The sequence below is a fragment of the Shewanella sp. SR43-8 genome (genome assembly GCF_014163775.1).
Classification (GTDB): Bacteria; Pseudomonadota; Gammaproteobacteria; order Enterobacterales; family Shewanellaceae; genus Shewanella; species Shewanella vesiculosa.
The window spans coordinates 246557-268327 of record NZ_JACJDX010000006.1; the positions used below are offsets into that span (position 1 = coordinate 246557).

Below are 21771 nucleotides of genomic sequence, written 5' to 3' on the forward strand. Positions count from 1 at the left end.
CATGGGGGAGTTCAAAACACAACAATATCGATTAGCTCACACTGATAGGTTCAGCAATACCGTTTCAGCTCACATTTTTAAATGAGTTTCTTTGCTATGTTTTATTGTAAGCTGAGTCGCAATATGATTATTTAAGGAGGGAGTATGGGGAGATCACTTGTATTGTTTGTTGCCTTTAGTCTAATACCCATATCTTCTGTCTATGGAAAAGAATTAAGACTTGCCGTGGTACCTAAATTTCATAGTGTTTTTTTTGAGCGAAGCAAAGCTGGCTGTATAGATGCAGCGGCTCAAATAAAAGGCGTGGAATGCATATATCGGGGACCAGATATAAGTAATGTTAGGATGCAAGATCAGGTAATAAATCAACTTATTGATGAAGGTATAGACGGTATCGCAGTAGCCGTTACACAATCTAAATATCTCGTTAAAAATAGCCTTAAGAGAGCTAAAGAAGCAGGTATTCCGGTTATTACCTATGACTCTGATATTGATGTTTCAATCAATGAAGATCCTAATAGTTTACGCCTAGCCTATATAGGCACTGACAATTTTGAATTGGGTAAGTCATTAGGTGAAGAGTTAAAAAAACTTCGGCCCAATGGGGGAACGCTAATAATGCAATCTGGGCGACCAGATTCTCCCAATCTGAATTTAAGATTGATGGGTGTCCGTTCCGCATTATCGGGAAAAAAATACGATGTACCTCCTGGAGAATTGCTTAATAACGATTCGGGATGGACTGAAGTTAGAGAACCTTTCTTTAATTTTGATCAATTGGATCAATCTATTAATCAAATGGAGTCTGTAATGAAAGGTAAGCCTGTAAAAGCAGACTCTTTTATTGCTGTTGGTGGTTGGCCGCAAAATGACCAAGCACTTTATCGTAAAATGATTGCCCCGTACCAGGCAAAAATTAATAACAATAAGGTCATCATTGTTATTACTGACACATCCTCTGAACAATTAGCTATGTTGGAAGATAATCTTGTTCATATCAATATTGGTCAAGCCCCATATGAAATGGGAAGACTAGCCATTTTGACACTGTATAAAATTGTAACAGAACAAAAATATGAGAAAACAATTTACACACCTATCACAGTTTGCACACCAGAGAACGTTGATACATGTACCAAGATTACGGGATTGTAATCATATTTAAACAGTCTGGTATAAAAGCTAACGAATAACTATGCCACTACAATTATTTGAACACCTCAGAGGTAATGCCAAAAAGCTTAGGCAACAAATACAACTAATGCTGGCAGTTACTGGGGCAGTGTTTCCAATCATGCCTGAGATAAAGCGCAGATTAGCGACGCGCTGCAGCCCCTGTTGTCAGCAACCAATACGGTTTATGGGCATAGTGAAACGACCAACAAACTTACGGCTCACAACCTAAAGCTAGAAATGATAATAAGAATAATGGCTTAATCAATACTATGAAGGAGTTAATTTAAGATACTGAAATATTGCGTTAAAAAAATTAACAGAAGGGCTAAGGTAGCTTGCTGACTACAAAAAGCTAGCACGATAACTATCACATCAAACAGCGCATATTTTCGCGCTGTTATTTACATAATAAAGAGTCACTCTTAGTTGTTCGGGCTTGTTCAACACTTGGTAGCAGGACGCGGCTTCGCGCGGTCTATCCTTAGTTAATTGCTATTTAGGTATACCTTTTCTTCTAGGGTTTAAGAACCAAGCTGCAATTGAGTCAATAAACCGCCAAACATCATTATATTCAGGTTTTAGATAATTTTCAGACAAGGGATCTTCACCCATTTTTTCAAAAATTTCGACCAGCCAACTAGGTCCATGCCCCGAGGCAGATAATCCCATTAACCATGATTCTAACTCACCATTAGGAACAACAAATAAACCATAATCTGCTAGTTTATCAAAAAAGTTTTGCAATGCTTCTTGATCATCTTCTGAGAGAATTTTAATTCCACCATCTCGTTTCATGTTTTTCCCTGATTCTTCAAACTTTTGCTTCAAAGCTTGTCTTAAAGAAGCTAGCGGCGCTCTTTCTAACTCTGGTATAGAGCCACTATCAAGGAACCCTGTCCACACTGTTCCACCGTCTTTAAGAACATCTATATCAACTATTCCTGCAACAGGTATTCCTAACTCACGCAATGGTTTAATTATTGTTTTAACAGTTTGCTTATTTTGGGCATGAAGGAATAGGCAATTAGGTATTCCTCTCTGATCAGAACTTTTTAAAAGGCGATCATTGATTTCCTGATAAAATGCACGATCAGCATCTGATTCTGTAACAATAACAAACTCATAAAACAGTCCACTTAAAACGCCAGTTGAACGTAGCAAAGGATTTCTCATGAGTTTCAAAATATCTTCATTAGGAAGGATTCTAGCAGTAGCTACATCATTCCTATAAGTTAACCGAACAATATTTACGGGTGCACCTGATTGAATACATCCCATTACAAAGTTGGGGCTATGAGTTGCTACAAAGAGCCTTTTATCCGTCCCAGACATTATTTGAGAGACTTCCTTTCCTAGCTTAAAGGAAAGCGATGGATGCAAAAAAGCTTCAGGTTCATCCATTAATAATACCGAAGGATCACCTGCAATCATTTCAGTTACCATACCAGTAAAAGCTTTTACACCATCACTAGCTAGAGATATAGGTAGAGCTTTAGCATGAAAATCAACGGCCTCCTGATGAATTCCTCTTTCTTCCATAGTATCTTTAGGAGGAACTTTTGAAAGGCGAAGGTTCAGTTGACCTAGATTTGTAGGATCTATAACTAAATATTGCCCAAAAGCTTCATGAATTATTCGACTAACTTCTTGTCTTTTATCATCATCCCTAAATAGAACTTGAAAACTTGAGTGTGGTGGTTGTTGTAGATCTCCTGCACCCTGCTGATTAACTAGATTAATCCTATTACTGCCATTAAGAATTAAGGTGTTGTACGAAAGAAACCATGAACAAGTATGTGATGGGTGCACATTTGGAGTTAGTAAAGCTTGTCTAAACAGTGTTTCTTGTACTTGATGCCTAGTTTGCCCTTTACCAACTAAAATATAATCAGGGTGAATAGCTTCACCGGGATTAGCTTTAAGAGTTAGTGATTTAATTTTAGCATCAAGAACCGATTCTTCAATTCCCTCTAAGTCAATATTTTCGATAATTACATTATTGGTGTTCTGATTACCGCTAGTGCAAAACTGTTGAATTTCAGATAATATTTTACTTTTACCCGAATTATTTGGGCCTACAAAAACAGTTATGGGCATGGCCTTTAATGTCTGATTGTCTAAACCTTCGGCACGCCCAAATTTTAATTTTATATCCTTTAACATTTAAAGACTCCATAGGGTTGTAGGCAACAAACGAGCCTGTAGAATTACTCGTTTTAAAATTCATTTTGATTAATGAACAAACAATATCTGAGTTTCTATTTTGACTCAATTATTTAGTGGTGTTTAGATTATTATTTAACATGCTGATGTATTGTTGTTTTTAGAGGGAGTATAAGGCGGGTTTGGTGAGTTATTGAGGTAAAAAGGGCTTATCCCTTCTTAGTGTATCGCGTGTTGCAGCTTTTCTATATTATGAACAAGACAGTACAGTTGCCACTGAGCATTAACTTTGACTTGGCCGCGTAAGGTCAATTTATTCATCTTTTTGTTGACCGTAATATTGCCAAACACAGGCTCAATACAACCCAGTCGCTTGCTATACTGCCGTAGCCCCATTGGGCTGTCTATTTTCACTTTCATCTTGTCGGTGTAACTCAGTTTTTTCCGTGAGTCATCATTTTTAAACACACCTGCCGACCCGTTTTTATCGGCGGTTTTCGCATACATTGCTGTTGCAACGGGCAGGATTTACAATCTTTTAAATAATAATGGACTAATAGGATAGAATTTGTAGGACATGTTTGTGATTAACAAGCAGAGTGCTAGCAAGCTTTGGGGCATAAATGATTTGCATACCTTGCTTGCAATTGGCGTGATTCGACTCTGAACTTGAGGACGTTAAAGAAAATAGTGTGAAGCTCACATGGATGTGAGCTTAGCTTTCGCGGTACAGGATGTACCATCGGAAGCGTTAGCATTTTCGAATAAGGCCGAAGCTGGTTTCAAATGAAGTTAAAAGCTTGTTCAATCCCCATGGCGACCTTTTCGCCGCTGTTGTTTTGTAAATAGCGAAAATGTTGCGGGGCGGCTGGGAGTTCCAAGAGGGAATAGCCGTTGATTTCCTCTTGGTCTGGTGTGGGCGAAGCACCACGACGTTTGTGGCCACAGGCCATATTACAAAATCATTTTAGGGCAAAGATGAGTTAGATTTTTGGCTTTTAAAGTACACATTCAACTCTGAATTTGAGGCCGTTGAAGACTCTTTATAACAGAATGCGTGAGCCTGACAGGACATCAGGCTAGTTTTCGCTGTACAGGTCGTTCTTTGCCTTCCATGCCACCACGACATTCGTGAATCCTTTCACATCAGATTCCCATCGCAAGCGTTAGCATTTTACTCTTTATGACAAGATGGGCCTAAGAAGGTTACAAATCAAAGTTAAAAGCCAAACTTATTTCCGTCGCAATTTTTTCGCAGCTGTTGTTTTTTTAGATAGCTAAAATGTTGCCGGAACGGCAGGGGCCCATTCTTTTATAAACAGCAAAGAGCGGATTGCTGTTGATCCCCTTTTGGTCGGTGCAGGGTGGAACCTTGCGATCTTAATTCAAACGAAGTTTGATAACTTGGTATGGGCGAAGCGCCCGACGTTAGTGGCCGCAGGCCATAAGTCAGAATAGATACCCATGACAAGCTATCGATTTTACAGATTCAGCAAGCTAAGCTTTCCATTATTATAAGCAGAAGTTACCATGGATGCGGGTTGTTTCCGTTTCTCTCAGGCTCTTTCAAATTACCCTGCGCAGGCATTCGACATTAAAGGATGAAATGATTCGACTCCAGACATCGAACACATTGAACAATCATCGATACGACATATCACGCAGCGGGGAATAGCCCTTCTACTTAATCAATAAGGTATCCCTATGACTAAGCAACTGTCCCAGCATACATCCGCAACTGTCGAGACAGTTGACGATCTTGCTAAGTTGGCCAATTACTCTTTGATGGACACGCTTAATAGTGATCCTAACGCAACAACAAATGGCGACGACCATAGAGCACGACAAGTGTTTTCGGGGCACTATGTCCCTGTTAAGCCGACGCCTATTGAAAACCCTGAGTACGTAGCACACAGCCAACGCTTTTTTAGTGAGTTGGGTTTTGCAGACAGCATGGCGCAGTCTGCCGATTTTATTAGCTTGTTCTCTGGCGATATTTCGCAGGTTCCAGAGCCGATGAGCAAGGTCGGTTGGGCGTGTGGCTATGCACTGTCAATCTTCGGCACCGAATACATCCAGCAATGTCCGTTCAGAACGGGCAATGGCTACGGCGATGGTCGTGCGGTTTCGGTGCTTGAGGCTTTCATCAAAGGCAAACGTTGGGAAATGCAGCTTAAAGGGGGAGGCCGCACGCCATATTGTCGCGGCGCTGATGGTCGTGCTGTGTTGCGATCCAGTGTGCGGGAGTTCCTCGCACAGGAACACATGCACGCGCTTGGTGTGCCAACGTCACGTTCGCTAAGTTTGTATGTGTCTAAAACTGAAACAGTCCAGCGACCGTGGTATTCCGAGGGCTCTAACTCACAAGATCCTGACCAAATGATCACCGAGGCTGTGGCTATCTCAACTCGTGTGGCACCCTCGTTCATTCGGGTCGGCCAGCTTGAGCTATTTGGTCGCCGCGCTCGCAAGCAAGAACACCCACAAGCGATGGCAGAGCTTGAACAACTGATGCTGCATTTAGTTGATCGAGAATACGCTGATGTTATCGACCCGCAACTCACCAATGCCGAAAAGGTATTGGTGCTGGCGGGCGAGTTCCGAAGTCGGCTAACTTCACTGGTGTCGAACTGGATCCGTGTCGGCTACTGTCAGGGCAACTTCAACAGCGATAACTGTGCCGCAGGTGGCTTTACACTGGATTATGGTCCATTCGGATTTTGTGATGTGTTTAACCCGCAATATCAGCCTTGGACAGGTGGCGGACAGCACTTTGCATTTCTGAATCAAGGTGTCGCAGCGGAACGCAATTTCTTGATGTTTTGCACAGCATTAAGCCCATTACTGGCGTCTGAGCCAGATTATGTCGACCAGCTGCAACAGCTGGTCAATGGTTTTTCGGCCGAGATGCAAGCAAAAATGGAGCAGATGTGGGCCGCCAAACTTGGGCTTGGCACTTTTAACGCGGCGCTATTTGATGAACTTGAAACGCTCATGCTGCAAACCCCTGTGGATTACACTCTGTTTTTCCGCGAGCTTTCGGCGTTACCGGATGATATTGGCTCACTGAAAAAAAGTTTCTACCGAGACTTAGCACAAGCCCCCGCAGGACTTGAGCAGCGCTGGTCAGCTTGGTTGACACAATGGCAATTTCTGCTCGACAGTACTGTGGTCGACAGCTCTGAGGTTGGCAGTACAGGTGACACAAATACGCAGGCGCGCAGTCGTGATGAGATTTCTGCACAGATGAAGGCTGTTAACCCTAAATATACCTTGCGCGAGTGGTTGCTAGTGCCTGCTTATCAGCAAGCCAGCGTCGGTAATTATGCACTGGTTAGAGAATTGCAGGCTGTTATGACCCAGCCTTACGCAGAGCAGTCCCAGCAAGTTGAGGACAAATACTATCGAACCAAGGCATCTGAATTCTTTGGTGTTGGTGGGTGCTCGCATTTGAGCTGTTCATCGTGATTTTTTAGGCTATTGTCACCGCCTGTCTAAATGATTCTATTTACATAGGCTGGCTGGCAATGATTTGAGCAGTAACAGGGTTTGTTGTTGGTCCCATTTTCGGTCGTGCTCGGCAGTTGGCTATTTCTGTCTGGCAAAATCAAGCGTCACTAGGTTAGTGGCCACAGGTTATAAAAAAAAGGGCCTCTATCAATAGAGGCCCTACAATCTTAATAAGATTAAAAGTGATACCTTTACCCAGTATTTATCCCCATTCCCATAGCAAATAAACACTGAGTAAAGTTACATATGCATTGTGTAGACATTTGATTGAAACCTCAAAGTATGCAATCAAACAATGCTAACGTGTTGTATCAAAAGTGGATTAACGTCATGAGTTAATGGATCATTCTTAACAGGGGATCTCATTGACGTCATTCAGTAAATTCAGTGTGCTTAATCGCTGCGATTGTGGCAATCAATAAAGTCCAAACTGCGACACATTGTCGCAGGCATTGTCTATTAATCCTCCTATGCATAGGTATTAGCCTGGTGTATGCAATGAAATGTAAGATATTTATCATCACGATTTAATCCTTCAGTATCGAAACAATGCCTCTGAGAATCATCAAAATAATCTTGCTATCAAAAATGGAAAAGTCTGCGGCGATATTTACTAAATAAGCACTACATATTGTAAGGATATTGGCATACATTGGTTGCACGATTATGAGTCGTTAGTCATGACATTGAATCAATAAGTGTTGATTGAGTGCCATGTTTAATAACGCTTTGGGGATACATCGCTTATGAAAATAGCATTATTTATACCTTGTTTAGTCAACCAAATGATGCCAGAAGTGGCTATCGCAACCCTGACATTATTAGAAAAATTGGGTCATGAGGTTTTTTTCCCTGCAGGACAAACCTGTTGTGGACAGCCAATGACAAACTCAGGTTGTTTTGACGAAGCTAAAAATACTACCCTTAAATTACTCAATGCCTTCAAAGGGGTTGAGTGCGACGCCATTGTTTGTCCTGCAGCCAGTTGCTTAGTCGCTGCGAAAGAAAACTTCCATGAGTTTGATGGCAGCAAAGAAGCTCAAGATGTGATTAATAAGCTTTATGAGTTGACCGAATTTCTACATGACGTTGCTCCGATTAAATCCTTTAAACGCCCTGTGGCAGCTAAAATAAGTCTGCAAATGAGCTGTCATGGTATTCGCATGCTTAATTTAGCTACGCCCACGGAAGAAATGGGCAAACAACGCTTTAACAAAGTAGAAGCGGTACTGGGCAACATTGCCGGGCTTGAAATTGTCTACCCAGCACGTATTGATGAGTGTTGCGGCTTTGGTGGTACGTTTGCGGTTGATGAAGGTGCTGTGTCAGCCAAAATGGGCAAAGATAAAGCTCAAGCGCACGCTGCAACCGGTGCTAAATATGCAGTAGGGTTTGATCCCTCATGTTTATTGCATTTAGATGGCATGATCCGCCGCCAACAATTACCGATAGAAACCCGTCACATTGCCCAAATCATTAATGACGCACTTTAGGAGCCACTATGTCCGAACTATATACCGCATCGGGTTCTAAGGTGCATGCCCATAAAGCTGATATTTTTTGTCGCGATGAAACTCGAGTTGATTGGCATTCTAAAGCCCTGTGGGCATTACGTGAAAAACGTGATCGTGCCGCGGGCAGTTTACCTGAATGGGAGCAACTAAGGCTGCTAGGCTCACAGCTTAAACTGCACACCTTGAGCCATTTAGCGCAGTACCTTGAACAATTTGAACAACAATGCATTAGTAATGGTATTAAAGTGCATTGGGCTAAAGATGCCCAGCAACATAATGAAATTGTCCACGGTATTTTAGCTCAACATCAGGTTAAGAAGCTGGTTAAGTCTAAGTCGATGTTAACTGAAGAATGCCATATGAATCCGTATCTAGAACGTCACGGCATTGAAGTGGTTGATACCGATTTAGGTGAACGGATTATACAGCTAGCGCATATGCCACCATCGCATATTGTGGTGCCGGCCATTCACATGAAAAAAGAAGAAGTGGGTGAGTTATTTCACCAACAATTAGGCACTAAGGCTGGTGAGTCGGATCCCTTATATTTAACCCGTGCTGCTCGTGCGCATTTGAGAGAGAAATTCCTCAGTGCCGATGCGGCCATGACGGGGGTGAATATGGCAATTGCCGATCAAGGCGCTATTGTGGTGTGCACCAACGAAGGTAACGCTGATATGGGCGCTAACTTACCTAAGCTGCAATTGCACTCAATGGGCATTGATAAAGTACTGCCTGATATGGATTCTGCAGGGGTGTTATTGCGCACCTTAGCCCGAAATGCCACCGGGCAACCAATCACCACTTATTCTTCATTTTATCGCGGTCCGCAAGATGGCGGCGAGATGCATGTGATTATTGTTGATAATGGCCGTACTGAGATGATGAAGGATAAAATTTTAGCCGAATCGCTAAAGTGTATCCGTTGTGGCGGCTGTTTAAATACTTGTCCGGTATATCGCCGTTCAGGTGGGTATAGCTATAACTATACGATTCCTGGTCCTATTGGCATTGCTGTGGGGGCTAAGCATGATGATACCAACTCTATCCCTTGGGCATGTACTTTGTGCGGTAGTTGTACCTATGTGTGTCCAACAATGGTGCCATTAGATAAGATTATTGCTCATCATCGTCGTTTAAAAGCCGAGGCTAAGACCTTGCCTTACGGAAAAGGTGGCTATATGCCGTTAGTGGGGCGCTTTATGGCCAGTGAAACCTTAATGAATACCTCTATGTCGGCAGCAAGGTTAGCCTTACGGGTGTTACCGGGGAGTTTACTTAAGCCATTTAGTGGTGCATGGGGTAAGTATCGCGAATTACCAGTGGCACCAGAATCAAGCTTTGCTAGCTGGTATAACAAGAATCGGAGACGTTAATATGTCGAGTAAACAAACCATTTTATCAGCATTATCAGAGTCGGCATTGGATAATCATGCCATGCCTGAGATCGATGTTGTGGCAAATAATGATGATCTTGTCGGCCAGTTTAATGCCAGTTTACAGTCTGTTGCAGCTACGCTTCACACTGACGGCGGTTTAGCCTCGCTCCAGCAAGCTGTAGATGATCTGATAAAGCAAAATATGCAGGTGATATCATTAATTGAGGGTATTAAAGGTAATCGTTCAGTGCCAACAACTGCGCATCTTTTAGCGGATATTGATTATGCTGTGATTCCAGGCGATCTCGGTGTGGCCGAAAACGGTGCGATTTGGGTTAATCAACCGAGTCATAGAGTGACGCCGTTTATTTGCGAAAACCTGATCTTGGCATTATCCAAAGACAATATTGTCGCCAATATGCATCAAGCCGTTAAACAGGTATCGCTGCAACAAGGTGATTTAGGATTATTTATATCGGGTCCGTCTAAAACGGCTGATATTGAGCAAGCATTAGTGGTGGGCGCTCATGGTGCCTGTAGCTTAAATGTGTATTTGTATTAATTTATATGAGCCAAGAGTCGTGAGTAATGTTTAACTCATGACTCATTAACACTAGCTTGCCGTGATGCCATTGACTAAGTCAGTGACATCACTGTAACTGTTTGTCAGATTGAATCGATATCATCAAGCCATTGCAACAGCAAAAACCGCAACTCAAATCAGTAAAAATAGCCATCCACTGCCTTATAAAAGCGTTCAATCATTCCAAGTAGTTAAACCCAAGTACAGCTTAAAAATAGTCGAAAATACTCGCGGCTCGCTGCTGCAGAAACTCAATAAACAATTTTACCTTTAATGGCTGTTGTCGGCGTTGATGATACAAGATGCTGATACGGCGATGCTCGCCGGCCCATTGTGGTAATACTGTGATCAGCTCACCGTGTAAAAGCTGTTGTTTAACGAATAACTCAGGTCCGTATAAAATCCCGCCATCACCGACGGCTGCCCGCACTGCGCCGTGTAAATCACCTAAAGTTAACTTTGCTGGTCCATCGTAATAATATTGCTCACCGTCGCAATGTTTTAAGCTCCAGTTAAACAATGGCCATACTTTAATTAATTGGTAATCAACCAGCTGCTGCGGATGCTGTAGTTCAATCAGTTGCTTGGCATAAGTTGGCGATGCGTAGAGTCCGTAGTTCAACACCCCTAATGATGTTGACACCCAAGATGAGTCTGGTTGCGCACCACCTACTATCGCGACGTCGACACCTTCATCGATTAAATCAATGGTGCTGTTATTTTGGGTGATATGCAGTTGAATGTGCGGATGTTGTTTTGAAAAGTCATTAATCGCTTCAATTAAGATCATCGAGGTAATAGAGACGGGTGTTGATATCCGCAAAGTGCTTTGGGGTTCATTGAGGGCTTGGCCACAAATCGTATCGAACTGTGCCACCACATGATGATAACGGTCGAATAACGCTCCGCCTTCTTCTGTTAATCGCAGCTTACGTGTGCTGCGCATAATTAACTGAGTATTGAGGCTCTGTTCTAGTTTACTGATTTTGCGACTAACGGTGGCAATAGGTAACTGTAATTCTTGCGCAGCAGACGAAAACCCTCCGGCATTGACCACGTGAACAAATAGATGGATCAATTCAAGATGACAGGCTAAATGTTGGCTCATTAAGAAACCCTTATTTTATTATTCGACTTATCCATTGTTTGCTCAACACTGAGTAAAACGGACAGTTGGGTGAGCATCTGGGCATCATATTGATATCAGTAATGCCATTTTGGCTAATATTAGCATGGGCTGACTTAAGGCATTACCGACTGATTGCATAAATTAGTGATAGGTAACACTTTAGGAGGGGATTTTATTTATTGTCGACAAAAAGTCTATTTTGGGGTTGTTATACGCCTTAAAGGTGCTATATTGTCGACAACTTGTTTTGAGTTATCCCATTTTATATTCAAGGTATGAGCATGATCCAGCCGATTACTTCAGCAGATAAGACCTTTATAGCCCTAAGAGACGATATCGTCGAAGGTCGTATTGCAGCGGGTTCTAAGTTGAGTGAAACTGAATTGTCGACAAAGTATGCCGTCAGCCGTGCGGTGATCCGTGAAGCCATTAACCGCTTAGAGTCGTGCCATATTGTTGAGCGTAAAGCGAACGTCGGTGCCAGAGTCGTAGCCTTGTCACCTCAGGGACTTATCGAATTATACCAAGTGCGTGAATCACTTGAAGGAATGGCAGCACGGTTAGCGGCAAAGAACATGACCGACGATGAAATAGCCGATTTAAACCAGTTATTGCAATCTCACTTTGACGAGGTCAAAGGTGGCGAGTCTTATTATCAAGAAGCTGGCGATGTTGATTTTCATTACCGCATCATCTTAGGCAGTAAAAATAAACACCTAATTTCAATGCTATTTGATGGCATTTATCACTTGGTGCGCATGTATCGAGTGCAACTTGGCATGGCGGGTCCGCGTGTAACGACTGCTTATGATGAACACAAACATATTGTTCAGGCCATTTTAAATCGTGACGCAGAATTAGCCGAAATGCTGATGCGCCGCCATATTTTGTATTCTAAAAATAGTATCGAACATAAATTATCGTAACGACTATTCTGTAGCGTTTCGCGTTTACAGTATTAATTGCAGAGAGGGAAATATCATGAGTGCAGGTAAAAAATTTCGTCAAGCATTAGCCAATAACAAACCACTGCAAATAGTGGGTGCCATTAATGCTTATTCAGCAATGATGGCTAAGCAAATTGGCCATCAAGCCATTTACTTATCCGGTGGTGGCGTGGCTAACGCCTCTTATGGTTTACCAGATTTAGGCATGACATCATTAAATGATGTGTTGGTTGATGTGCAACGTATTACATCTGCTTGTGATTTACCTTTGCTGGTGGACATTGATACTGGTTGGGGCGGGGCATTTAATATTGCCAAAACTATTCGTGATATGGAAAAAGCGGGCGCAGCCGCTGTGCACATGGAAGACCAAGTAGCGCAAAAGCGTTGTGGCCATCGTCCTAATAAAGAAATTGTCCCAGTAGAAGAAATGGTTGACCGCATTAAAGCGGCTGTTGATGCCCGCACAGATCCTGACTTTTTCATTATGGCGCGCACAGACTCATTTGCTCAAGAAGGCCTTGAAGCAGCAATTGAACGTGCTAAAGCCTATGTTGCAGCGGGTGCCGACGGTATTTTTGCTGAGGCAATTAAAACCGAAGAGCATTATCGTGCTTTTGCAGCAGCACTTGATGTGCCTATTTTGGCTAACATTACCGAGTTTGGCCAAACTGAACTGTGGAATAAGCAGCAATTAGGCGAGTGGGGCGCATCTATGGTGTTGTACCCATTGAGCGCATTCCGTGCGATGAATAAAGCAGCCGAAAATGTCTACAACGCTATTTTAGTTGATGGCGACCAAAAAGCGGTGGTTGATACCATGCAAACGCGAATGGATTTGTATGACTATTTAGGCTACCACGATTATGAACAAAAATTAGACAGCCTATTTGCCGAAGGCAAAAACAAATAGCCAGCCACTCTTAGAGTGTGGACTGCTTTTATAATCAAAATAAAAATACCCTACAATCGCGATTAAGTACTGCTCAATCGCGACAAGCATAATAAGGAAGAGATCATGGTTGACAAGAAATTATCAGGCGCAGGATTACGCGGTCAGAGTGCAGGCGAAACTAAATTATGTACTGTGGGTAAATCAGGTTCAGGTCTGACTTATTGCGGTTACGATGTATCAGATTTAGCCGATAATGCGACCTTTGAAGAAGTCGCGTATTTGTTATTTAATGGTGAATTGCCGACTCAAGCACAATTAAGTGCTTATAAAGCCGAGTTGAAAGCGCAGCGTGATTTACCCGCTGCCCTTAAAGCCGTATTAAAACTGATCCCTGCTGATGCACATCCGATGGACGTGATGCGTACAGGTTGCTCGTTTTTAGGTAACCTTGAACCAGAAGTTGATTTTACTCAGCAACATAAGGCCTCGAACCGCTTGCTTGCCGCGTTCCCAGCTATCATGTGTTATTGGTACCGTTACAGCCATGACGGTGTTGAAATTGATTGCACTACAGATGAAGACTCTCTTGGTGGCCATTTCCTTAAGTTACTTCGTGGTGAAACGCCGTCAGAGCAACATCGCCGTGTAATGGATGTGTCGTTGATTCTTTATGCAGAGCATGAGTTTAATGCATCTACCTTTACTGCGCGCGTATGTGCATCAACCTTATCAGATATGTATTCGTGTGTGACTGGCGCGATTGGTTCATTACGCGGTCCGCTGCACGGTGGTGCGAACGAAGCCGCGATGGAGATGATCCAAAAATTTAGCTCGCCTGCCGATGCTAAAGTGCAAATGGCCTTGATGCTTGAACGCAAAGAAAAAATCATGGGCTTTGGTCATGCTATTTATAGCGTGTCAGATCCACGTAATGTGATCATTAAAGCATGGTCTGAAAAATTGGCTCATGAAAACGGTGATACATCTTTATATGACATTTCTGTCGCCTGTGAAGAGTTTATGTGGGACACCAAAAAGCTATTTTGTAATGCCGATTTCTTCCATGCCTCTGCTTATCATTTTATGGGTATTCCAACTAAGTTATTTACGCCAATCTTTGTTTGTTCACGTTTAACAGGTTGGGCGGCACACGTAATGGAACAGCGTTCGAACAATCGCATTATTCGTCCAAGTGCTGATTATGTTGGTAGTGAGCCACGTAAAGTGGTTGCTATCAGCCAACGTTAATCTGATTAGCCGAGTATCAATATGATGGCTCGGCTTTTTTCAATTAACGCATATCAAATGCGGTGATGTCTTAACTTAGCTGATATCAACAACCGCTCACCGATCACCAAATTTACTGTGGGTCTTACTATGAATACTGATTATCGTAAACCTTTACCCGGCACAACTTTAGACTACTTTGATACCGAAGAAGCCGTTGATGCCATTGAGGCGGGCGCTTATGCCAAACTGCCTTATTGTTCTCGCGTGTTTGCCGAGAACTTAGTGCGTCGCTGTGCGCCAGAGACGTTGACTGATTCGTTAAAACAGCTGATTGAGCGTAAAAATGACCTCGACTTTCCGTGGTATCCCGCTCGCGTGGTGTGTCACGATATTTTAGGGCAAACCGCTTTAGTTGATTTAGCCGGTTTACGTGATGCCATTGCAGAAAAAGGCGGTGACCCATCAAAGGTTAACCCTGTTGTACCGACTCAATTGATTGTCGATCATTCGTTAGCGGTAGAACATGCCGGCTTTGATAAAGACGCGTTTGAGAAAAACCGCTCAATTGAAGACCGTCGTAATGAAGACCGTTTTCATTTTATCAACTGGACTAAAACGGCGTTTAAAAATGTTGATGTTATCCAACCGGGTAACGGCATCATGCATCAAATTAACTTAGAACGTATGTCGCCAGTGGTGCATGCTCAAAATGGTGTGGCGTTCCCTGATACCCTAGTCGGCACCGATAGCCATACACCTCATGTAGATGCGTTAGGTGTTATAGCCATTGGCGTAGGTGGTTTAGAAGCGGAAAGCGTGATGCTCGGCCGCGCATCTTACATGCGTTTACCGGAAATTGTTGGTGTTGAAATTACCGGTAAACCACAACCAGGCATTACTGCTACCGATATTGTATTAGCTTTAACCGAATACTTACGGGCGCAAAAAGTCGTGTCATCGTATCTTGAGTTTTATGGTGAAGGTACCACCCATTTAACCTTGGGCGATCGCGCCACCATTACCAACATGACACCTGAATACGGCGCCACCGCGGCGATGTTTTATATCGATAAGCAAACCATTGATTATTTGACATTAACCGGTCGTGAAGACGCACAAGTTAAATTAGTCGAAACCTACGCCAAACAAGCCGGTTTATGGGCTGACACCTTAACGAATGCTGTGTATGAGCGTGTTCTGCACTTTGATTTGTCATCGGTTGGCCGTAACATTGCCGGTCCTTCAAATCCGCATTCTCGGGTTCCAACCTCTGAGCTTGCTGCTCGCGGCATTAGCGGCGTAGTTGAAAACGAGCCAGGTAAAATGCCCGATGGTGCCGTGATTATTGCCGCCATTACTAGCTGTACTAACACCAGTAACCCTCGCAACATGATTGCCGCGGGGTTATTAGCACGAAATGCCAATGCACGTGGTTTATTACGTAAACCTTGGGTGAAATCATCGCTTGCGCCTGGCTCTAAAGCGGTGCAGTTATATTTAGAAGAAGCGGGCTTGTTACCTGAGCTCGAAAACTTAGGTTTTGGCATTGTCGGCTTTGCCTGTACCACTTGTAACGGCATGAGTGGCGCACTCGATCCGGTTATTCAACAAGAAGTGATTGATCGCGATTTATACGCAACGGCTGTGTTATCGGGTAATCGCAATTTCGATGGACGTATTCACCCATACGCTAAACAAGCGTTTTTAGCCTCGCCGCCATTGGTCATTGCTTATGCCATTGCCGGTACCATTCGTTTTGATATTGAAAAAGATATCTTAGGTATTGATAACCAAGGTCAAGCGGTTACATTAAAAGACATTTGGCCTACCGATGAAGAAATCGATGCGGTTGTTAAAGCTAGCGTTAAACCTGAACAGTTCCGTAAAGTTTATGAGCCTATGTTCGACATCAAAGTAGAATATGGCAGTCACGTTAATCCACAATATGAATGGCGTCCACAAAGTACTTATATTCGTCGTCCACCTTATTGGGATGGAGCCTTAGCGGGTGAGCGTTCGATGAAAGGTATGCGCGCATTAGCGGTATTGGGCGACAACATCACCACAGATCATTTATCGCCATCAAACGCGATTATGCTCGACAGTGCCGCAGGCGCCTATTTACATAAAATGGGTTTACCGGAAGAAGACTTTAACTCTTATGCCACTCACCGAGGCGATCACTTAACCGCCCAGCGTGCGACATTTGCCAATCCAAAACTGTTTAACGAAATGGTGCAGGAAAACGGCAAAGTGAAACAAGGATCGCTGGCGCGCCTTGAGCCAGAAGGCCAAGTCACTCGCATGTGGGAAGCCATTGAAACCTATATGGAGCGTAAACAGCCACTGATTATTATTGCTGGTGCTGATTATGGCCAAGGGTCATCTCGTGACTGGGCAGCAAAAGGCGTGCGCCTTGCGGGTGTTGAAGTGATTGTTGCTGAAGGTTTTGAGCGTATTCACCGTACCAACTTAGTCGGTATGGGTGTGTTACCGCTTGAATTCACAGCAGGTCATAACCGTCATACTTATCAGATTGATGGCACAGAAACCTATGATGTGGTTGGCGAGCGTAAGCCAGGTGCTATGTTAGATGTGATCATGACGCGTAAAAACGGTGAGCAAGTGACAATTGCGGTGAAGTGTCGTGTCGACACGGCTGAAGAGCTGTCTATTTATGAAGCTGGCGGTGTATTACAACGTTTTGCGCAAGACTTTTTAGCCAATGAAGTGGCTAACTAGCCTCATATTCGTCTAGCTTAATCGGTAGTTTATAACGCATAAGCTACCGATTTTTATGTTTTATAATAGGATGAAGTTATGGCACATTTACCACAAATAAAGATCCCCGCAACCTATATGCGTGGCGGCACCAGTAAAGGTGTGTTTTTCAGCTTAACTGACTTGCCAGCAGCGGCCCAAGTAGCGGGTGCAGCGCGTGATGCATTGTTGCTGCGCGTGATTGGCAGCCCTGATCCTTACGGTAAACAAACAGATGGTATGGGCGGTGCAACCTCTAGCACCAGTAAAACGGTAATCTTATCTAAAAGTACTCAAGCCGATCACGATGTTGATTATCTATTTGGCCAAGTAGCTATTGATAAACCGTTTGTCGATTGGAGTGGTAACTGCGGTAATTTAACCGCAGCAGTTGGCTCATTTGCAATCAGCAACGGTTTAATTGATCCCAGCCGCGTACCACACAATGGCACTGCTGTTGTGCGGATTTGGCAAGCCAATATTCATAAAACCATTATTGCCCATGTGCCGATAACCAATGGTGAAGTGCAGGAAACGGGCGATTTTGAACTGGACGGAGTGACATTTCCTGCCGCTGAAGTTCAAGTTGAGTTTTTAGACCCCGCAGATGGTGAAGGCGCTATGTTCCCAACGGGTAATGTGGTCGATGAACTTGAGGTACCTGGTGTGGGAACGTTTAAAGCCACCATGATTAATGCCGGTATTCCTACCATTTTCATCAATGCTGCTGACATTAATTATCTTGGCACTGAGCTACAAGATGACATTAATAATGATGATAAAGCCTTAGCCATGTTTGAAACTATTCGAGCTTATGGTGCTGTTAAAATGGGGTTAATTAACCATATTGAAGAAGCCGCTGCTCGTCAACATACCCCCAAAGTCGCCTTTGTTGCTCCGCATGCTGAGTATGTTTCTTCCAGCGGTAAAACCGTGACCACAGATGATATTGATTTAGTTGTACGTGCGTTGTCTATGGGGAAATTACATCACGCTATGATGGGCACTGCTGCTGTTGCAATTGGCACGGCTGCGGCAATTCCTGGCACCTTAGTTAATTTAGCTGCTGGTGGTGGCGAAAGAACCGCAGTCCGTTTTGGTCACCCTTCAGGCACGCTCAGAGTCGGGGCACAAGCGCAGTTGCTTGATGGTCAATGGCAGGTTAAAAAAGCCATAATGAGCCGCAGTGCTCGAGTATTAATGGAAGGTAATGTAAGAGTACCGCAATAGCCAATATGACTATGTTTTGTGTCAAATAGAAAAAGCCTTGGTCATGCCAAGGTTTTTTTTGTCGATAATTTAGCCTGTAAGATTAATCTAATATCGTTTACAGACATAAAAATTTAACAATTAAATTATAGACTTAATATGTTACTTTGTTATCGGTACAAAATGTGATGACCGTCAAAAACGCTTGATCCTACAGTTAAAGTAGTATGTTATATGCTGAATTTACGACAACAATGAGTATTGTTAGCCTGACTAGATACTATTTTGGCGCCGTGAATTAACAAGATTCAGACTTCGATTACTCGTCAACATCTGAATAACTTTTGGGTTAGGTTATAAAATATTAAGCCTGATGGATATTACAGTTCACGTATGATCGTGAAGCGCATTGCATAGATGTTATCTTGTGGTGTATCGAAAAAGAAGGAAACAAATATGGTTGAACACATTACAGGCATGCTGGCATTAATCGGTGTGTTGTCGCTTTTGTGTCAATGGATAGGTTGGAAATTACGTCTGCCAGCAATTTTACCACTGTTGTTGTGTGGTCTATTACTCGGGCCCGGATTAGGCATATTAGATCCAGATGAAATTTTTGGCGATTTATTGTTTCCTATCATTTCCCTCGGTGTTGCTGTCATCTTGTTTGAAGGTGCATTAACACTTAACTTTAAAGAAATTAAAGAACACGGACGAATGGTGACGCATCTCGTGACCATTGGCGCTTTCATTACTTGGGCGTGTATTGCCCCAGCAGCCCATTATCTGCTCGGTTTTGATTGGGCAATAGCCATGTTGTTTGGTGCATTGGTGGTCGTGACAGGACCAACCGTTATTGTGCCTATGTTGCGTACCGTGCAACCCAAATCCAATTTAGCCAGCATTTTGCGTTGGGAAGGTATTGTTATTGATCCCATTGGCGCTCTATTGGCCGTACTGGTGTTTGAGTATATTGCCGTGGCTGCCGATCCCACCACTCATGTATTAAATGCCTTAGGCCTGACCTTACTCCTTGGTTTTGGTTTAGGCGCAGCAGCAGGGTATTTAACCGGTCTGGCGATACGTAAGAACTTGTTTCCACATTATTTACGTAATACCGCAGTACTTACCATTATGCTGGGTATCTTTGTTGGTTCAAATATTATTCAGGAAGAGTCTGGTCTATTAACTGTGACCGTAATGGGTATTTGGCTCGCCAATATGCGCGGGGTCGATATTGCTGACATTCTCGAATTTAAAGAGACCCTTACAGTACTGTTAATTTCGGCATTATTTATCCTACTGGCGGCGCGTCTTGATTCTGGTGCTATGCTCGACCTTGGTTTCGGTGGCCTTGGCGTGTTGTTGGTGGTGATGTTTATTGCACGGCCATTGAGTATATGGGTTTCAGGTTTAGGCACTAATTTATCATCTAATGACAAGTGGTTTTTAAGCTGGGTTGCCCCTCGCGGTATCGTTGCGGCAGCGATTTCATCCTTGTTTGCGATAAAATTAGAGTCAGTGGGTTTAGAAGGGGCCAGTTCAATCGTGCCGCTAGTGTTCTTAATCATTATCGGCACTGTGGTTATTCAGAGTTTAACCGCGGGCCGTTGGGCTAAGTTTTTAGGGGTAAAAGAAGGTTCTAACCAAGGGTTATTAATCTTTGGTGCATCTAAGTTTTCCCGTGAATTGGCATCAATTTTAATGTCTAAAAATATCAAAGTTATTTTAGCTGATAACAACTGGGACAGTATTCGCCAAGCTCGAATGGAAAACATTCCAGTGTATTTTGGTAATCCGGCATCGGAGCATGCTTCAAATTACATGGATTTAAGCGGTATTGGCCGAGTATTAGTGATGTCACCATATCGTCAGTTAAATCCTTTAGTGACATTTCATTTTCAAGATTTAATGGGCACTGAAAAAGTATATGGTTTAAACAATGCCGACAGCGCCAGTGCGCGTCATCAACTATCTGAATCTTATCTAAAGCGTCTATGTTTATTTGGTGAGAATATTTCTTACGCTAAAATTGCTACGTTAATGGCAAAAGGTGCGGTACTCAAAATTACCAACATTACTGAAAACTTTACCTTTGAGCATTTTAAAAAACGCTATGGTGAAACCGCTTTGCCGCTGGTTTATTTAACCAAAGAAGGTAAGGTTAAAGTGCTATCAGGTGTTGAAGCTATTGTGTTGCCAGTGGGCATAGAGCTCATTAGTTTATTACCACAAGAGGCGCAAGATCAGGCGGTTATTCAACGTGCATTAGACGATGAAGCTGATCGCCAAGCGAAAGCTCTAGCAGAGGCAGAAGCCAAAGCAGCAGCTGAAGCAAGAGCTATTCGAGAAGCGCAAGAAGCTGAGCAACGAGCCATTGAAAAAGCCCGCCGTAAAGAGGAAGAACTTGCACTGTTTGAAGAACAGGAAAAAGCGCGCTTATTAGCCGAGGAGGAGGCCACACTGATTAAGCAAGAAACCTCTGAATTGGCGAAAGAGCTGGCTGCAAATGAGAAAGCCAAAGCTGCCATGGCATCGGCCTCAACAGACAAAGAGCCGCAATCGACTGACACTATGTCTGAAGAAAAATCAGATCCTAAAACTCTTTAAGCCTTAGCGCTATTTGAGTCGTCATTGAGTTAATCGTAAATACGAAAAAGGCTTAGCAATTAAATGCTAAGCCTTTTTATTGTCTACTGAGTGATACAGGCTAATGTCGATAGAGGCCTGTTAACTCAATCCACTATTGAGCAAGAGTGTCTAGCACAACTTGGTGATGATCTTTGGTTTTAAACTTATTGAGTAAATGGCTAATTTTGCCATCAGTACCAACGATAAAACTCAAACGGTGAATACCGTCATAAATTTTACCCATAAATTGTTTTTCTCCCCATACTCCGAAGGCATCGGCAACGGCATGGTCTTCATCACTTAGCAGAGCAAAGTTGAGCGCTTGCTTTTCAGCAAATTTGGCCAGTTTCGCCACAGGATCAGGACTAATACCAAAAACAGTTATATTTAAGCCATCAAGTTGTGCTTTGATATCGCGCAGACCTTGAGCTTGTACTGTGCAACCTGGCGTTGCCGCTTTAGGATAGAAATAGACTAAGACAGGGCCTTTGGTGAGTGTGTCTTGCAAAGAAATGGTTTCGCCAGCTTGATTTTGTAATGAAAAATTTGGTGCTGTATCACCAACTTGTAGTGTGTTCATCATGTTTCCTTTAGCGGATAAAAGTGAGCTTATTACGTCAATGTTAGTAACAAAGTTCACTACTA

Annotated in this window: 16 protein-coding genes and 1 pseudogene; 12 read left to right on the forward strand and 5 right to left on the reverse strand. The window is 43.1% G+C overall.

The genetic code is table 11. From position 1 onward, the window contains the following. The first annotated feature begins 144 nt into the window (after nt 1–144). Nucleotides 145–1155 carry a substrate-binding domain-containing protein gene (locus tag H5114_RS09825; RefSeq protein ID WP_124015019.1) on the forward strand — a complete coding sequence of 337 codons (1011 nt, stop codon included), beginning with the start codon at nt 145–147 and terminating at the stop codon, nt 1153–1155. Between the two features lie 64 nt (nt 1156–1219). Then, a pseudogene (locus H5114_RS20480) lies at nt 1220–1405 on the forward strand (IS91 family transposase); the annotation flags it as partial. Between the two features lie 263 nt (nt 1406–1668). On the opposite strand, the gene H5114_RS09830 reads toward H5114_RS20480, so the two are convergent. From H5114_RS09830 to H5114_RS09840, 3 genes are all read right to left on the reverse strand, one after another. Next, entirely contained in the window at nt 1669–3339 is a 1671-nt protein-coding gene (locus tag H5114_RS09830; RefSeq protein WP_124015018.1) for an ATP-dependent endonuclease, read from the reverse strand. A 219-nt stretch (nt 3340–3558) separates the two neighbouring features. Beyond that, nucleotides 3559–3846, reverse strand: a complete 288-nt coding sequence (locus tag H5114_RS20485) for a transposase (protein WP_124015017.1) — start codon at nt 3844–3846, stop codon at nt 3559–3561. 275 nt (nt 3847–4121) lie between these two features. Then, nucleotides 4122–4292 (reverse strand): hypothetical protein, encoded by a 171-nt coding sequence (locus H5114_RS09840; RefSeq protein ID WP_165870028.1) that lies wholly within the window; start codon nt 4290–4292, stop codon nt 4122–4124. Between the two features lie 751 nt (nt 4293–5043). Here H5114_RS09840 and H5114_RS09845 point away from each other — a divergent pair. The 4 genes from H5114_RS09845 to H5114_RS09860 all read left to right on the forward strand — a co-directional run bounded on the left by H5114_RS09845 (nt 5044) and on the right by H5114_RS09860 (nt 10304). Next, nucleotides 5044–6807, forward strand: a complete 1764-nt coding sequence (locus tag H5114_RS09845; protein WP_124015016.1) for a YdiU family protein — start codon at nt 5044–5046, stop codon at nt 6805–6807. Nucleotides 6808–7595: 788 nt separating this feature from the next. Then, a complete protein-coding gene (locus H5114_RS09850; protein WP_124015015.1) occupies nt 7596–8342 on the forward strand; it encodes a (Fe-S)-binding protein in 747 nt (248 codons plus the stop codon). 8 nt (nt 8343–8350) lie between these two features. Next, nucleotides 8351–9739, forward strand: coding sequence for a lactate utilization protein B (locus H5114_RS09855; protein WP_124015014.1), 1389 nt, complete (start codon nt 8351–8353; stop codon nt 9737–9739). 1 nt (nt 9740) lies between these two features. Further along, nucleotides 9741–10304: an LUD domain-containing protein gene (locus tag H5114_RS09860; RefSeq protein ID WP_124015013.1), complete on the forward strand. Its 564-nt coding sequence runs from the start codon at nt 9741–9743 to the stop codon at nt 10302–10304. Between the two features lie 229 nt (nt 10305–10533). On the opposite strand, the gene H5114_RS09865 is transcribed toward H5114_RS09860, so the two are convergent. After that, nucleotides 10534–11433, reverse strand: coding sequence for a LysR family transcriptional regulator (locus H5114_RS09865; protein ID WP_124015012.1), 900 nt, complete (start codon nt 11431–11433; stop codon nt 10534–10536). 302 nt (nt 11434–11735) lie between these two features. Here H5114_RS09865 and H5114_RS09870 point away from each other — a divergent pair, with 302 nt between their 5' ends. The 6 genes from H5114_RS09870 to H5114_RS09895 all read left to right on the forward strand — a co-directional run bounded on the left by H5114_RS09870 (nt 11736) and on the right by H5114_RS09895 (nt 21105). Continuing rightward, a complete protein-coding gene (locus H5114_RS09870; protein ID WP_371698450.1) occupies nt 11736–12380 on the forward strand; it encodes a GntR family transcriptional regulator in 645 nt (214 codons plus the stop codon). Nucleotides 12381–12435: 55 nt separating this feature from the next. After that, nucleotides 12436–13314, forward strand: a complete 879-nt coding sequence (gene prpB, locus H5114_RS09875) for a methylisocitrate lyase (RefSeq protein WP_124015010.1) — start codon at nt 12436–12438, stop codon at nt 13312–13314. A 105-nt stretch (nt 13315–13419) separates the two neighbouring features. After that, nucleotides 13420–14544: a 2-methylcitrate synthase gene (gene prpC / locus H5114_RS09880; RefSeq protein WP_124015009.1), complete on the forward strand. Its 1125-nt coding sequence runs from the start codon at nt 13420–13422 to the stop codon at nt 14542–14544. Nucleotides 14545–14673: 129 nt separating this feature from the next. After that, entirely contained in the window at nt 14674–17268 is a 2595-nt protein-coding gene (gene acnD / locus H5114_RS09885; protein WP_182722823.1) for a Fe/S-dependent 2-methylisocitrate dehydratase AcnD, read from the forward strand. 78 nt (nt 17269–17346) lie between these two features. Further along, nucleotides 17347–18516, forward strand: a complete 1170-nt coding sequence (gene prpF / locus H5114_RS09890; RefSeq protein ID WP_182722824.1) for a 2-methylaconitate cis-trans isomerase PrpF — start codon at nt 17347–17349, stop codon at nt 18514–18516. Between the two features lie 435 nt (nt 18517–18951). Beyond that, nucleotides 18952–21105 (forward strand): sodium:proton antiporter, encoded by a 2154-nt coding sequence (locus tag H5114_RS09895; RefSeq protein ID WP_124015006.1) that lies wholly within the window; start codon nt 18952–18954, stop codon nt 21103–21105. A 133-nt stretch (nt 21106–21238) separates the two neighbouring features. On the opposite strand, the gene bcp is transcribed toward H5114_RS09895, so the two are convergent. Further along, on the reverse strand, nt 21239–21706 hold the full coding sequence (gene bcp / locus H5114_RS09900) for a thioredoxin-dependent thiol peroxidase (RefSeq protein ID WP_124015005.1): 468 nt from the start codon (nt 21704–21706) through the stop codon (nt 21239–21241). Nucleotides 21707–21771: the final 65 nt, after the last annotated feature.

What these genes read in the sequence shown, in the direction of transcription:
- H5114_RS09895 (WP_124015006.1), top strand. Translation starts at nt 18,952, where the DNA reads ATGGTTGAACACATTACAGGCATGCTGGCATTAATCGGTGTGTTGTCG.
- H5114_RS09855 (WP_124015014.1), top strand. Translation starts at nt 8,351, where the DNA reads ATGTCCGAACTATATACCGCATCGGGTTCTAAGGTGCATGCCCATAAA.
- H5114_RS20485 (WP_124015017.1), bottom strand. Translation starts at nt 3,846, where the DNA reads ATGTATGCGAAAACCGCCGATAAAAACGGGTCGGCAGGTGTGTTTAAA.
- prpC (WP_124015009.1), top strand. Translation starts at nt 13,420, where the DNA reads ATGGTTGACAAGAAATTATCAGGCGCAGGATTACGCGGTCAGAGTGCA.
- H5114_RS09825 (WP_124015019.1), top strand. Translation starts at nt 145, where the DNA reads ATGGGGAGATCACTTGTATTGTTTGTTGCCTTTAGTCTAATACCCATA.
- H5114_RS09850 (WP_124015015.1), top strand. Translation starts at nt 7,596, where the DNA reads ATGAAAATAGCATTATTTATACCTTGTTTAGTCAACCAAATGATGCCA.
- H5114_RS09830 (WP_124015018.1), bottom strand. Translation starts at nt 3,339, where the DNA reads ATGTTAAAGGATATAAAATTAAAATTTGGGCGTGCCGAAGGTTTAGAC.
- bcp (WP_124015005.1), bottom strand. Translation starts at nt 21,706, where the DNA reads ATGAACACACTACAAGTTGGTGATACAGCACCAAATTTTTCATTACAA.
- H5114_RS09845 (WP_124015016.1), top strand. Translation starts at nt 5,044, where the DNA reads ATGACTAAGCAACTGTCCCAGCATACATCCGCAACTGTCGAGACAGTT.
- H5114_RS09865 (WP_124015012.1), bottom strand. Translation starts at nt 11,433, where the DNA reads ATGAGCCAACATTTAGCCTGTCATCTTGAATTGATCCATCTATTTGTT.
- prpF (WP_182722824.1), top strand. Translation starts at nt 17,347, where the DNA reads ATGGCACATTTACCACAAATAAAGATCCCCGCAACCTATATGCGTGGC.
- H5114_RS09860 (WP_124015013.1), top strand. Translation starts at nt 9,741, where the DNA reads ATGTCGAGTAAACAAACCATTTTATCAGCATTATCAGAGTCGGCATTG.
- acnD (WP_182722823.1), top strand. Translation starts at nt 14,674, where the DNA reads ATGAATACTGATTATCGTAAACCTTTACCCGGCACAACTTTAGACTAC.
- H5114_RS09840 (WP_165870028.1), bottom strand. Translation starts at nt 4,292, where the DNA reads ATGGCCTGTGGCCACAAACGTCGTGGTGCTTCGCCCACACCAGACCAA.
- H5114_RS09870 (WP_371698450.1), top strand. Translation starts at nt 11,736, where the DNA reads ATGATCCAGCCGATTACTTCAGCAGATAAGACCTTTATAGCCCTAAGA.
- prpB (WP_124015010.1), top strand. Translation starts at nt 12,436, where the DNA reads ATGAGTGCAGGTAAAAAATTTCGTCAAGCATTAGCCAATAACAAACCA.